Genomic DNA, 13,372 nt, shown 5'->3' with positions numbered 1-13,372 from the left:
GTCGACATCGTTCAGCGCTTGTCTGTGACTGCCGATTTTCTCTGGCTCCAAGGACGCGCGTGCATCGTTCGTCGTGCACTTCCAGACTAGATGGAGTGAGTTCGACCCCATCCATGAGCAGGCGATCTGTGGAGCGCGCCAGAGCCGTATTCGCTTTCAAGGGATGAGCAGCAACTTGCCGGTTGTCACTCGGTTCGACACTTCATCATTTCGACCAAAGACTTCCTTTGGAGTGACGGCGTGCGGTTTGAAGATGTGAGCGACCTTTCCTGAACTTTCGAAATCGGATGGCGAGCACAATTATGCCTTCGAACGTGACGATGGCGAAGGCGGCCCAGAAGCCAACTCGCGCCAGATCGTGGCCGCTGCTGCGCAAGGCATAGCCAAGACACAGAAATGGCGTATTCCACAGCAGGCAGCCAAGCGAGGTCGCTGCCAGGAAAGTTCTGGTTTCAAGCTTCAACGCGCCTGCCGGCAAGGCAAGATAAATTCGAACCGCCGGAACGACCTGCCCCGCCAGCGTCACCCAGAAATGATTGCGGCGGTAGGCGTCGGTCAGCCTGTCATAGAATGACAGTTTCAGGAATACGCATTTGCCATAACGCGCCACAGCCGCGCGCGCCCGTTGCGGCCCAAGCGAAAAGCCGATCGCATACCAGCACAGCCCTCCAATCACCGACCCTGATGTCGTGACTACAATGGTCAGCAGGAGTGCCCCGCCATCCGGAACGGTCAATCCCAACAGCATCAGCAAGATATAGGAAGGAAAGAGAGGGACGAACTTTTCGGCAATCGCGAGACATCCGATACCAGCAAGCCCGAAGCTCATCAGCACGGTGACAGCGTGCGGCACGTGCATGGTGAGCTCAGGCGCAGTCATCGGATCTGCAAATCCGGTAGACGGACGCCGGCGGTATGTTCCAGACAGTTCGGCCGATATGCGCTGAATTGAGGCTCAGGTGATCGAGAACGGAATCGGGAACCGGACAGCGTGGGCCATAGGTGATCTGATAAAACGCGCCGTTGGGTCTCAGATATTTGAAGGCTCCGCTCAAGATGGCGGTAACCTGCTCGGGCTGCATGGCACGAAAGCCCAGCCCGCTGACGACAGCGCCAACCGCGGCGCGGTCAAACAGCTTGAAGTCGGCAAGCCGTGTGGCATCCATCTTGAGAACGCGGGCCTGGGGGAAGCGCGATTTCAAGAGCTGGACAAAATCAGCGCTGAACTCGACCAGCGTAAGATCCCTCTCGCGCACACCGCGCTTGAGCAGTGAATAGGTGAAAGCGCCGGTCCCAGGTCCTAGCTCCATGACGGGTCCGGTCGCGGAACCGATGTCCTGGGTCATCAGTGCCGCAACCCGGGCGCCTGATGGGGCCACAGCCGCGATGCTGCGTGGATTGCGAAGCCAGGCAAGAAAGAATGGCGGGATATCAGCGATCGACATGCTGGCCCTCCAGGATCGAACCATGAACAGAAGGGGTGACTCGTCGTTCAGCCGCGAGGCTGGCGAAATTGCAGGGCATTGATCTCGTCCTATTCAGTGAAGAGCCGAGAACTCACACGCCCGGATTGAGAAAACCTGTCACACAAATATTCTTCGAAGGATGGGGTGGGCGGCGTCGGGATAAGCCAAAAATCTCTCGCAAAAGCTTGCCTGCAAGGTTTTCGCAATGCAGCGGCGCTGGTGCCCGGCTAAACTATGCGCGTGAACGACGGAGCTGATTGGATGCGCGTGCTGTTGGTGGAAGACGAGCAGGCCATGGTCGGGGTTCTGCGCAGTGGGCTGGTCCGCCACGACATGGTTGTCGACGATGTGGCAAGCCTGGCGGAGGCTGACGCCGCGCTCTGCGATGACATTTACGACGTGGTGGTGCTGGACCGCAGATTGCCGGATGGCGACGGGCTTTCGCTGATCAAGTCGCTGCGCGCAAACGGCAATGTAGTGCCGGTGCTGGTGCTGACGGCAAAGGGTGACCTGATCGACCGGGTTGCCGGCCTGGACAGTGGTGCTGACGACTATCTTGGGAAACCGTTTGCCTTTGAGGAGCTGCTGGCTCGGCTTAGGGCCATCATGCGCCGCCCAGCCAATGTGCAGGCCGACATCGTGAGCATAGGTCGCATGTCATTCGACTTCACGCATCGCGAGGCGCATGTCGACGGGGTTCATCTGCGGATGCCGCGGCGGGAATTGCTCGTTGTTGAAGCCCTGATGCGGCGGATGGGACGCATGGTGCTGCGCGAGACGCTGATGGAAGCCGTTTTCGGCATCAATGACGATATCCAGTCGAATGCGCTCGATACGCATATTTCGCGGGCTCGCCGCAAGCTCACGGATGCCAACGCGGGCGTGGTGATCAGTGGCATACGTGGCGTCGGCTATCTGCTGCGCGAGACGGCGTAATGCGGTCGAAGCCTCGTTCCCTGAAATGGCTGCTGGTCAGCAGAATTGTGGCGCTGCAGGCTGCAATGATTGCAGCACTTGTGGCGCTGACCGTCGGGGCCCTCTGGAGCACCGGCTATCTCGTCGACGATTACGAAGGAGGCAGTCTCGACGTGCTCGCGGATGCGATTGTGCGAGACGCAAGCGGCGGGTTGGCTCTTCAGCCGACCTCCGCACTTGTTCGTCTTCGGTCGGAAGCGCCGGGGTTATGGTTCGTGATCCGAGATGCCGAGGCGCATCGCTTGTCGGAGGGCAACATTCCGCCGACCTATGCGCCCGTCATCGGCATACTCGACAAGCTGAATGACGCCCGGCTAGGGCAGCTCGGAATGGGTGGAAAACCTGATGCAGTCATCAAGTGGGTCACTACTGCTGCTGGCAAAGTTCACATCTTGACGGGCACGCAAGGGCAGATGTCCATCCGTCGCCTTGCCTTGGGAGTATCTGGTGGATTTGTGTCTGTCATCTTGCCGGTGATCGCCCTCATGACGCTGGCAACCTTGGTCGCAACACCTTTTGTCGTACGCCGGGCGCTGGCGGGGCTGGGCCGGGCAGTGGCGCAAGCGACCCGCATCGAATTTGACAAGCGCGGCGTGCAGCTACCGGTGAATGATGTGCCTGTCGAAATCGGCCCTCTCGTCAACGCGGTCAACGATGCGCTCCAGCGCCTCGATGCGGGATATGCGCGCCATCAGCATTTTCTCGCGCAGGCCGCGCACGAACTGCGCACGCCCATTGCCATCTTGAATGCTCGAGTTGCGGCGTTGCCTCCCGGATCCGACAAGACGAGCCTGCTAGAGGACGCGGCACGCCTGACAACCCTCGCCGGCCAGCTTCTCGATCTTCAGCGGCTTGATCAGAAATCGAACCACTTCCTGCCGGTCAATCTTGTCGGAATGGCCAAACAGGTGGTCTTTGACCTCGGCCCGCTGGCGCTGGCGGCAGGCTACGACATGTCATTCGAAGCTGAACGCGGCGAAATCCTCGTCATAGGCGACCAGACCTCGCTCGAAAGGGCGCTGACCAATCTGGTGCAAAACGCCATCGACCATGGTGGCCGCCACGGAACCATCACGGTTCGTGTCGACGCAGCCGGCTTCGTCGAAGTTTGCGATGAAGGTAGAGGCATTCCGACCAATGAGCGGAGGCAGATCTTCGAACCGTTCAACCGCTTGACACCTGACGGTCGCGGTGCCGGACTAGGGCTAAACTTGGTGCAGGAGATCATGCGCCTGCACGGTGGCCAGGTTGCTGTCGTCGAAGCTGACAAAGGCGCGTGTCTGCGAATGTCCTTTGCGATGCCGAGCTGACGGTCTATGACCGGTCACCCAGGGGACAAGCGTGACTTGTGGGACTTCTCGACGATGGCGAACTTGCTGCCCGATAGTTGTACGGTCGCTGTGAAAGTGCCCGCAACGGTCTCGCCATCGGTGGCGGCTCGGAACGGCGTAGTCTTCTTCGCCGCCAGCGTCGCCCCGTGATGGCGACCTCACGCTCCTGATGCGTGGCGATCAGATTGGGCCGTGTGTGGACGGCACTCCGTTGGCGCCATCAAGAGCTTCAAGCGTATCGCAACCCGATATGACCGAAGCCGTGCCTCCGACAGGACGCACGGCGCTACGACCGGACCCAAATCAGGCCGCCTTCCCGCGTTCGGCGATCAGCGCGCCGGCGGCAAGATCTGCCTCCGTGACCGAGGTAAGCCGCTTCAGGCGACGGCCAAGCCAGACGTTCAGATCGTCCATGGTGGTGAACATGACCGGCACGACCATCAGGCTGAGCAGGGTCGAGGTGATCAGCCCGCCGATCACCGCAACGGCCATCGGCGCGCGGAAGCTGGCATCGGCGCCGACGCCGATCGCCGCAGGCATCATGCCGGCCACCATGGCGATCGTGGTCATGATGATCGGGCGGGCACGCGCTATGCCTGCCTTCATCAGTGCGGCGCGCCGGTCCATGCCCTCGGCCTGGCTTTCGATGGCATAGTCGACCAGCAGGATCGAGTTCTTGCAGACGATGCCCATCAGCATCAGGATGCCGATTGTCGACGACAGGTCGAGGGCTGCGCCATAGAGCAGTAGCGCTAGGGCAGCGCCGCCGAGCGACAACGGCAAGGCGATCAGGATGGTAAGCGGCTGCAGGAAGTTCCTGAACAAAAGCACCAGCACCGCCATGACCATCAGAATTCCGGCCACCAGCGCCAGTGCGAAGCCGCGGAACATCTGCGTCATCTCTTCCGTAGCGCCATATTCGATGTGGCTGACGCTGGCGGGAAGGTTCTTCAGCGCCGGCAGTGCGGCGACCGCTTTCATCGCATCGCCAAACACGACCCCGTTCAGATTGGCCTCGACCGCGACCAGGCGCTTGCGGTCGAGGCGTTGCACCTCGCCTTCCTCGGCGCCGAACGAAATGTCGGCGACCGAAGTCAGCGGCACGACCTTGCCGTCGGCCGTGCCGACACGCAGTTTGCGCAAGGTTTCGAGGTCGCCACGCGCCGATTTGTCGAGCAGCACGCGGATCGGCACCAGCCGGTCGCCAAGGTTGAACTGGGCCGAATTGGAGTCGGTTTCGCCGAGCGTGGCAATGCGCGCCACGGTGCCCAGCGACATCACAGACACACCAAGGCGGGCTGCCTCGTCCAGGCGCGGCTTGACCAGCAGTTCGGGAGCCAGCGATGCCTGGTTGGACAACACATTGGCCAGTTCCGGCATCGCCCGCATTTCAGTCTCGAGCTGGTGCGCAGCCCTGTTCAGTTCTTCAGGATTGTTGCCGGCCAGATAGATCGAGACTTCCTTGCCGCCAGAATCCGAAACGAAGGTGAACCGTATATCGGGTGTCTTGGCCAGGATCGGAAGCGCGGCAAGCTCGAACGACTTGCGGTCGAGCTGCCTCTCACTGCGCGGCTTGAGCTTGATGAGCAAGGTCACCTTGTTGACGTCGTCGGTGGTCACCAGAACGTTTGCGACGTCCGACCGCGCCCTGAGGTCGCGCACGATGGTGTCGGAAACCCGCGCGGTCTCCTCCAGCCGCGTGCCCGGCGGCAACGTCACCTGGACCTGCGAGACGTTGCTGTCGCCGGTCGGCACGAAGCCGGTCGGCAACTGGGTCAGAAGGAAGACCGAGCCAGCAAAGAACACGGCGACCAGGCCAAATGTCGTCTTGCGATGGTCGAGCGTCCAGCCCAGCACGGAAAGATACCACAGCGACAGCCACGATGGCCCAGCCCTTTGGTTTCCAGCAGCCTTCGGCTGCAACAGATAGGCCGCCATCAGCGGCGTGAGCAATCTAGCCACCACCAGCGAAATCAGCGCGGCGACAGCGACCGTCACGCCAAACTGCCTGAAATATTGGCCCACAGCACCACCGATGAAGCTGACCGGCGCAAACACCGCGACAATGGTCAAGGTTGTGGCAACGACTGCCAGGCCAATCGCATCCGCCGCCTCGATCGAGGCCAGATACGGCCTTTTGCCCATGTCGATATGGCGTTCGATGTTTTCGATCTCGACGATGGCGTCGTCGACCAGAATGCCAACCACCAGCGTCAGCGCCAGGAGACTGACGCTGTTCAGCGTGAAGCCGAGGAGATCCATGATCGCGAAGGTCGGCAGGATCGACAGCGGTATCGCCACTGCGGCAATCAGCGTGGCACGCCAATTGCGCAAAAACAGTAACACCACAACCACGGTCAGGACCGCGCCCTCGACAAGTGCGGTGACAGCGGCGTTGTAGCTCGCCATTGTGTATTCGACATTGGAGATGACCTCGTTGAACGCAACGTCGGGGGTGCGTGCCGCAATTTCGGCCAGCCGCTTGGTCACGCGGGCGGCGACGGCTGTGTCGCTGTGGCCCTTGGCGCGGGAGACGGAAAACCCGACGACGGCTTCGCCATTGAAACGCGCAAAGCCGCGCGGCTCGGCCGGCCCATCCTTGATCGTGGCGATGTTGCGGAGTTGCACCCAGCGGTTTCCCGGCAAGGAAACCGAAAGGCCAGACAGCTCGTTGAGCGATCCTACGCTGCCCAAAGTGCGGATCGACTGCTCCCTTTGGCCGATCTCGCCGCGGCCGCTTGGAACATTGACGTTGATCTGGCGTAGCGCAGAATTGACCTGGTCCGCCGTCACACCCAGCGCCAGCAACCGGTCGGGGTCGAGCGAGACGGTTATCTCTCGATTGACGCCGCCGAGACGCTCGACCTTCTGGACGCCGGGAAGGGCGAGAAGCTCGCGGTTGATCGTGTCTTCTACGAACCACGACGCGTCGAGCACCGACATGTTGGGTGCTTGCACCGTGTAATAGAGGATCGCCCCACCCTCGACATCGACACGCGAGACGATCGGCTCCTGGATCGATTGCGGCAGATCGGACCTGACCTGGCCGACGGCCTCGCGGACGTCACTGGTCGCCCGGTCGGGATCTATGCCGATCTTGAACTCGACAGTGGTCGTCGACACGCCATCTTTGATTGTCGAGGAGATGTGGTTGACCCCGGCGAGACCGGAGGCGGCCCCTTCGATGCGGCGCGTGACCTGGCTTTCCATCTCGGCCGGTGCCGCACTTGCTTGCGACACGGTGACGGTGACGATCGGAAACGACAGGCTCGGATTGGCATTGACCGGCAGGCGCAGAAACGCCGCCAATCCGGCCAGCGTGACGACGACAAACAGCACGATGGTGGGCACCGGTTTGCGGATCGCCCAAGCGGAGATGTTGCTGATCATGGGCGGATACTTCCGGTGATCGCACCGATGTCGACGGTCGCCACCGCATCGCCTTCGCGCAGCCACGCACCGGCCTTGGCGACGACGACGTCGCCTGCCTCTAGACCGGCAACGATTTCGAGCCGGCCATTGTCCCGCAGGCCGGTTTCGACCGCACGCAGCATCGCCCGACCATGCTCGACCACAAAGACCGAGGTCTTGTCGCTTTCGCTGTCATAAAGAAGTGCTGAATCGTCGATGACGATGGCCTCACGCTTCGCCACCACAATTTCGGCCCGGCCAAAGGCGCCAGGGAACAGCGCGGAATCGTACTCAAGCGCGATCCTGGCCCCGCCAAGACGGGTGTCGCGATCGATCTTTGGCGTTATCATCCGCACCTTGCCGCTGATCGCGCCGTCGCTGCCGGGAAGTCTCACTTCAGCCGGCTGGCCAACGGCCAATTGTGGCAGCTCGCTTTCAGGAATGTCGGCGGCCAGTTCGACCTCGCCATCGCGGATCAAGCGGACCAGCGGCTCCGATCCGGTGAGTGCACCGGCATTGGCATGGCGTTCTGAGACGACGCCGCCCACAGGCGCCACGACGACGGCGCGTTCGCGCAGCCGGCGGGATTCCGAGAGCTGGGCTTCGGCCTGACTGAGTTCGGCCTGTGCCACGGCGACGCCCTGGTGGGCGACCGCTGCTGCCGACGTGCGTTCGTCATAGACCTGCCCGGAAACCGTCCCGGATGCCTTGAGCCGGCTGGCGCGCTCCAGTGCGGCTTGCGCCTGCGCGGCCGTTGCCTGCTGCTGGGCGACAGCAGCACTTGCGCGTGCGACGCGGCCTTCGGCCTCGCGCAGTTGATTGTCGAGCATGGCCGTGTCGAGCCGCACCAGAACCTGCCCGGCTTTGACACGATCGCCGACCTCGACGTCGACGCCTGATATGCGCTGGTCCTGCTGCGGAGCACCGACTGCAACCTCCTCGCGGGCAGCGAGAACGCCACTGAACGACAGCGTCCATTCGCTCATGCCGCTTGCAACGACAAAGGTCGATACCATGCGCTTGGCCGCCTCCGTCTGTACGGTGGCAGCGGCGGTGCCGCCGGCGCTGTGAGTGGTGCTGGCGCTGACCAAAAAAGTGATGGCAAGGGCGGCTGCGCTGCCGCATTGGTAGCAAAAGGGGCGTGTCATGCTTGCCCAAATGACAGGGGACTATTGCAGCAGCCTGTCGCAACGCGGGGCGGCTTACGTGTTTTAGGTCCGCGGTCGCTTTCCTCTCCAAATTGATGAGCGGCTTGGGCGTTCGGATCCTGCCTCAGTTCAACGACCGCAGCGGCAGCAGCGCTGGAGGCGCGCCACCCCGCGCACCCTGCCGCGTGCAAGAGGATATTGCCAAGGCGGCGTTCACAACGAAATGAAACCGGCATAGGGCTTTAGCGGAATGATTTCGAAGTCGAGCATCGCCGCCTTTGCCAGGGGCAACGTCGCCAGCTTCTTGCGAACCTCGCTCTCGTCCCTCGCCTCGACGATCTGACAGGCACCGGGCCTGTCGCCACGATGCCAGATCTGGCGTGTGAAGCCGATCTTGTAGAGATGACGCGCCTGTGCAGCCTCGTCTGGGACCAATAGATCGAAATCAGCATCGCTGAACTGTTCCGTGCGACGGCGAGACAAAACAAGAAATTGCACCGGCCTGGTCTCCGAAAACTTACGCTACTGCTGCGACCATGTGGCGGGCGCGTGCAGACTGCACCCCCTTGATCAGATCGGCGCCCTTTTCGCCGATCATCATCGTTGGCCCATTCGTGTTGCCGCTGATCAGGACTGGCATGATCGACGAGTCGATCACCCGCAGACCGTCGATTCCGCGCACGCGCAGTTCGGGATCGACGACCGCGGTCTCGTCGACGCCCATCTTGCAGGTGCCGACTGGGTGATAGTCGCAGCAGGCATATTGCCTGATGTAGGCCATCAGTTCCTCGTCGGTCTTCGCAGTCGGCCCTGGCAACCGTTCGACCTTGATGAACTTGGCGATCTCGCTTTGTGTCAGCACCTCCCGGATGATCCGCACTGATTTCAGCGCCATGCCGCGATCATAGGGGTCGGACAGATAATTGGGGTCGACCAGCGGCTCGTCGGCGGGGTTTGATGAGCGCAGCTTGACGGATCCAATGCTGCGCGGCCGAAGGAATGTCGAATTGATGGTAAAGCCATGCCCGTCGAGCCGCGTCTGGCCGCCGCGCACCACCATCGCTGGCGCGATGTGAATCTGAAGGTCGGGCCGCGTCGCTCCGTCGCTCTGGAAGAAGCCACCGCCCTCGACGATGACCGAGGCGGCAGGGCCATTGCGATAGAGCAGCCACCGTATGCCGTGCAGCAGCGCCTTGGGATAGCGATCCTCGCCGTCATAGCTGATCGGATCCCTGAGCGTCAGATGGACGTTGGTGCAGAGATGATCCTGCAGGTTCCGGCCGACACCGCTGAGATCGGCGACCGGCGCGATGCCGAGAGCTTTCAACTCGTCGGCCGGTCCAATACCCGACAGCATCAGCAAGCGCGGCGAGTTTATGGCCCCTGCCGATAGGATCACCTCGCTTTCGGCGCGCAGCACCTTCCGCGACTTACCCTCGGAAAGTTCGACGCCGACGGCGCGGCCTTTCTCGACAACGATCCGTGCGACCCGGGCGTGTGTCATGACCGTCAGATTGGGGCGGCCGCTAACCGGGTGCAGATAGGACACAGCCGATGAGCGGCGGCGCCCGTCGCGGCAGGTGACCTGGTAGAAGCCTGCACCATACATGGTGTCGCCGTTGAAGTCTGGATTGTAGGGCAGCCCATATTGTTGCACGGCGCGGACAAAGGCCCGGGTCAATGGATGCGGGCCGACCTGATCCGACACCGCGAGTGGACCACCCTGGCCATGATAGCGATTGGCAAGCCGGTCATTGTCCTCGGATTTGCGGAAATAGGGCAAGATATCCTCATAAGCCCAGCCGTCGTTTCCGAGTGCTGCCCAATTGTCGTAGTCCTCCTTTTGGCATCGGATATAGATCATTGCGTTGATTGAGCTCGACCCGCCGAGCGTCTTGCCTTGCGGATACCAGATAGAGCGGTTGTCGAGGTTCGTCTGCGGCACCGTGTGGAACCGCCAGTTGACGCCCGGCCCAAACAGCTTGCCGATGCCGCCAGGAATATGGATCATCGGATTCCAATCCCGGCTGCCGGCTTCCAGCAGCAGGACCTTGACGTCGGGATCCTCGGACAAGCGGTTGGCCAGCACGCAACCGGCCGAGCCTGCGCCGACAATGATGTAATCCCACATATTCTGCCTCCACTCGCGCCCGAAGGCGCCTGTTCACCGGCGCCGCGAGACCGGCCGCCGGCCCTTGCTCCTCAGTCCTATTCGCCCCTGAAGACCGGCGCCCGTTTCTCGGCAAAGGCTCGCAGCCCTTCAATCCGGTCCTCCTTGCCGAACGCCTCGACGGCCAGCCGGTGCTCGATCTCGAGCCCGTTTTGCAGGTCGCTTTCGAATGCCGCCTGAACGGCCTTCTTGGCATAGGGCGTGATGGCAACTGACTTGGCGGCGATGGCAGCGGCGATCTCCAGCGCGCGCGGCAGGAGCCTGTCGGCCGCCACGACCTCGCTGACAAGTCCTTTGCGCTCCGCGAGCGCCGCATCGACCATGTCGCCTGTCAGCACCATCTGCATGGCAAAGGATTTGCCGACCAGGCGCGGCAGGCGCTGCGTGCCGCCATCGCCAGGGAATGAACCGATCTTGATTTCCGGCGTCGCGAATTGAGCTGTCTGCGAAGCAATGATGATGTCGCACAGCAGCGCGAGCTCCAGCCCGCCGCCCAGAGCATAACCATTGACGGCGGCGATGATGGGCTTGGAGAATGCCTCTATGGCGCGCCAGCAGGCCAGTCGGTCGGGATCGGTGTAAGAGGCGACGCCGCGCTCCAGCATGTCGGAAATATCGGCGCCCGCCGCGAAGGCGCGGCCAGCACCTGTCAGCACCAAGCAACCGACTGCCGCATCGGCATCATAGCTGGCGAGCAAATCGCGCAGTTCACCGAGCAGCGCCTTGGAAAGCGCGTTCAGCTTTTCAGGCCGATTGAGCGTCAGCAGCCGTATGCCCGGCGCTGGTTCTGATGCCTGCACAAGGCGATCCGTCATCGATCAGGCAACCTTCCTATACAGCGTGTCCGAACGCAGGCCGGCCTTGGCCAGCAGGGCGCGTATCTTCTCGATCTCGGCTGGTGCGGGCTTCATCAGAGGTGGACGGACATGGGATTCATCCAGCCGTCCGAGCAGCACCAGAGCCTCCTTCATGCGATTGTGCATATCGAGAAGCGGCGCGTCGTAAAAGGCCCTGACTGTCGGGTAGATGCGATCGTTGATCGCCTTAGCCGCCTTGAGATCGTTTGCTTGCACGGCACGAAACAGCGCAACCTGAAGGCTGGCAATGACACTGCCGGCGCCCGACAGAAGCCCGTCGCAGCCAAGTGCCAGGGAGCCGAGCAGCCAGGCACTGTGGGTGGTAAGGGTGTTGACCTGACGGTCGAGAGCTTTCAGGTCGCGTATTTGGCGTTCATGCAAATTGCCATCGCCGCACTGGTCCTTGATCGCGACGATCGAGGGAAAGCGGCGGCAGAGTTCGAGCAACGTCGGCAGTGGGTAAGCAAGGTTCGATGCCAGTGGGTACTGGAACAGGATGATCGGCAGTTTGGACGCATCTGTGATGCGCTTGAGATGCTCGACGATCATCTCCGGCCGTAGGTGGCCACCGAGCGTCATGAAGTCAGGCGGGAAAACCAGCAGCGCGTCGGCACCCTCCCGCTCCGCGTAGGCGGCGATACGTGCGGCCTCAAGGCTGGAGTTTGTATAGACACCGACAATAGTCGGAACCTGGTCCTGCAGCACATCCTTGGTTATCACGATCGCGCGGTATTGTTCGTCGATGGTGAGCGCATGCACTTCGGCCGCATGACCATTGATGGTGATGCCGGAGATGCCTTCGACCGAGGAGACGTCAGCGAGGTGCTTGCGGTAGGCACTTTCGTCAACATCCAGATCGGCGGTGAACGGCATCAGGCAGGCCGGAATGACGCCATGGGCAGCAAACGGTTTCTTGTCGCTCGTCATCGGAATTCCTTTTTCGAGATTGTGGGACGCCGCGTGATCGGGCGGCGTCCCCTTGTTCGTGGAAGACTGTCTCAGAAGCCCTTGCCGATCATGTCGGCGATGTTGTCGGGCGTCACCGAAACCGTGGGCAGGGTGATCGTCTCAGGGACCTCCTCACCCTTGGCCACCTTGTAGGCGGTCTCGATCCCTTCCGGCGCCACGAAAGGATAGACGAAGGTTGCGGCGAGCTTGCCCTGTTTGACCGCCTCGAAGGCCGTTTCCTGGCCGTCGATACCGACCACCGCCACTTCATTGAGCCGCCCGGCGGCCTCCAGTACCTGGATCGCGCCGAGCGCCATCTCGTCATTGTGCGCGTACACGGCCTGGATCTGGCCAGGCCCAAAGCGCTGCACCATGTCCTCCATGAACTTCACCGCCTTGTCGCGGGTATAGTCACAGTTCTGCGATGCAATCACCTTCATGTCGGGGTGCTTTGCTATCGCTTCGGCAAATCCCTTGTTGCGATCGATGGTGGCCGATGCCCCAGCCGTCCCCTGCAACTCGATGATGTTGCCCTTGCCGTTCAGTTTCTTCGCGAGGAATTCGCCAGCGCCAACGCCGAGCGGCAGGTTCTCGCCACCGACATGGACGGTGACGGGCGTGTTGACCTTGCGGTCGAGCGTCACAACCTTGATGCCAGCGTCCATTGCTTCCTTGACGACCGGCGTCAGTGCCTGCTCCGTCAGGGGCGAGATCATCAGCACCTTGATGCCTTGTGCGATCAGGCTTTCGACATCGGCCACCTGCTTGGAAGCATCATTGTTACCGTCAGTGACGATGAGATCGACATCCGGATAATGCTCGGCTGCGTACTTCTTGTTGCCCTCCACCATGGCCACGCGCCAAGGATGGTTCATGGTGCCTTGGCTGAAGCCGATCTTGATTTTCTCCTGAGCCAAAGCCAGGCCCGGCATCATGCCGCCCAATACCAAGGTTGCGGCTATTGCAGTGGTTTGTAGGAAATGTCTGCGACTGGTCATTTTTTCACTCCTCCATTGTTTTTCATTTCAGGCTCCAAAGCGCGACGGCCAGCCCTTCCGGCAAGTGC

11 protein-coding genes and 1 pseudogene are annotated in these 13,372 nt (G+C 61.6%); 2 read left to right on the top strand and 10 right to left on the bottom strand.

What is annotated here, in order from left to right; translation table 11 throughout:
- Positions 1-205: 205 nt before the first annotated feature.
- Both EJ076_RS12140 and EJ076_RS12135 read right to left on the bottom strand, forming a co-directional pair.
- On the bottom strand, positions 206-829 hold the full coding sequence (locus EJ076_RS12140) for a DedA family protein (protein WP_245463083.1): 624 nt from the start codon (positions 827-829) through the stop codon (positions 206-208).
- Positions 830-866: 37 nt separating this feature from the next.
- On the bottom strand, positions 867-1,445 hold the full coding sequence (locus EJ076_RS12135; protein ID WP_126067989.1) for a methyltransferase domain-containing protein: 579 nt from the start codon (positions 1,443-1,445) through the stop codon (positions 867-869).
- A 282-nt stretch (positions 1,446-1,727) separates the two neighbouring features.
- Here EJ076_RS12135 and EJ076_RS12130 point away from each other — a divergent pair, with 282 nt between their 5' ends.
- A complete protein-coding gene (locus EJ076_RS12130; protein WP_109670184.1) occupies positions 1,728-2,402 on the top strand; it encodes a response regulator transcription factor in 675 nt (224 codons plus the stop codon).
- Positions 2,402-3,751 (top strand): HAMP domain-containing sensor histidine kinase, encoded by a 1,350-nt coding sequence (locus EJ076_RS12125; RefSeq protein ID WP_126067988.1) that lies wholly within the window; start codon positions 2,402-2,404, stop codon positions 3,749-3,751. Before EJ076_RS12130 ends, EJ076_RS12125 begins: the two co-directional genes overlap by 1 nt.
- 17 nt (positions 3,752-3,768) lie before the next feature.
- Here EJ076_RS12125 and EJ076_RS12120 read toward each other — a convergent pair.
- From EJ076_RS12120 to EJ076_RS12085, 8 genes and pseudogenes are all read right to left on the bottom strand, one after another.
- Positions 3,769-3,965, bottom strand: a pseudogene (locus EJ076_RS12120) (DUF3363 domain-containing protein); the annotation flags it as partial.
- A 110-nt stretch (positions 3,966-4,075) separates the two neighbouring features.
- Positions 4,076-7,162: an efflux RND transporter permease subunit gene (locus EJ076_RS12115; RefSeq protein ID WP_126067987.1), complete on the bottom strand. Its 3,087-nt coding sequence runs from the start codon at positions 7,160-7,162 to the stop codon at positions 4,076-4,078.
- Complete coding sequence (locus tag EJ076_RS12110; RefSeq protein WP_126067986.1) at positions 7,159-8,331, bottom strand: efflux RND transporter periplasmic adaptor subunit; 1,173 nt, start codon at positions 8,329-8,331, stop codon at positions 7,159-7,161. The genes EJ076_RS12115 and EJ076_RS12110 overlap by 4 nt, the downstream gene beginning before the upstream one ends.
- 213 nt (positions 8,332-8,544) lie before the next feature.
- Complete coding sequence (locus EJ076_RS12105; protein WP_109669896.1) at positions 8,545-8,829, bottom strand: muconolactone Delta-isomerase family protein; 285 nt, start codon at positions 8,827-8,829, stop codon at positions 8,545-8,547.
- A gap of 19 nt (positions 8,830-8,848) precedes the next feature.
- Entirely contained in the window at positions 8,849-10,462 is a 1,614-nt protein-coding gene (locus EJ076_RS12100) for a GMC family oxidoreductase N-terminal domain-containing protein (protein WP_126067985.1), read from the bottom strand.
- A 77-nt stretch (positions 10,463-10,539) separates the two neighbouring features.
- Entirely contained in the window at positions 10,540-11,316 is a 777-nt protein-coding gene (locus EJ076_RS12095; RefSeq protein WP_126067984.1) for an enoyl-CoA hydratase-related protein, read from the bottom strand.
- A 3-nt stretch (positions 11,317-11,319) separates the two neighbouring features.
- Complete coding sequence (locus EJ076_RS12090; RefSeq protein WP_109669903.1) at positions 11,320-12,285, bottom strand: dihydrodipicolinate synthase family protein; 966 nt, start codon at positions 12,283-12,285, stop codon at positions 11,320-11,322.
- 71 nt (positions 12,286-12,356) lie between these two features.
- Positions 12,357-13,304, bottom strand: coding sequence for a substrate-binding domain-containing protein (locus tag EJ076_RS12085; RefSeq protein WP_109669905.1), 948 nt, complete (start codon positions 13,302-13,304; stop codon positions 12,357-12,359).
- Between the last annotated feature and the right edge of the window lie 68 nt (positions 13,305-13,372).

This window comes from Mesorhizobium sp. M7D.F.Ca.US.005.01.1.1, assembly GCF_003952545.1.
GTDB classification, from domain to species: Bacteria; Pseudomonadota; Alphaproteobacteria; order Rhizobiales; family Rhizobiaceae; genus Mesorhizobium; species Mesorhizobium loti.
This window is presented reverse-complemented; position numbering and strand designations above follow the sequence as displayed.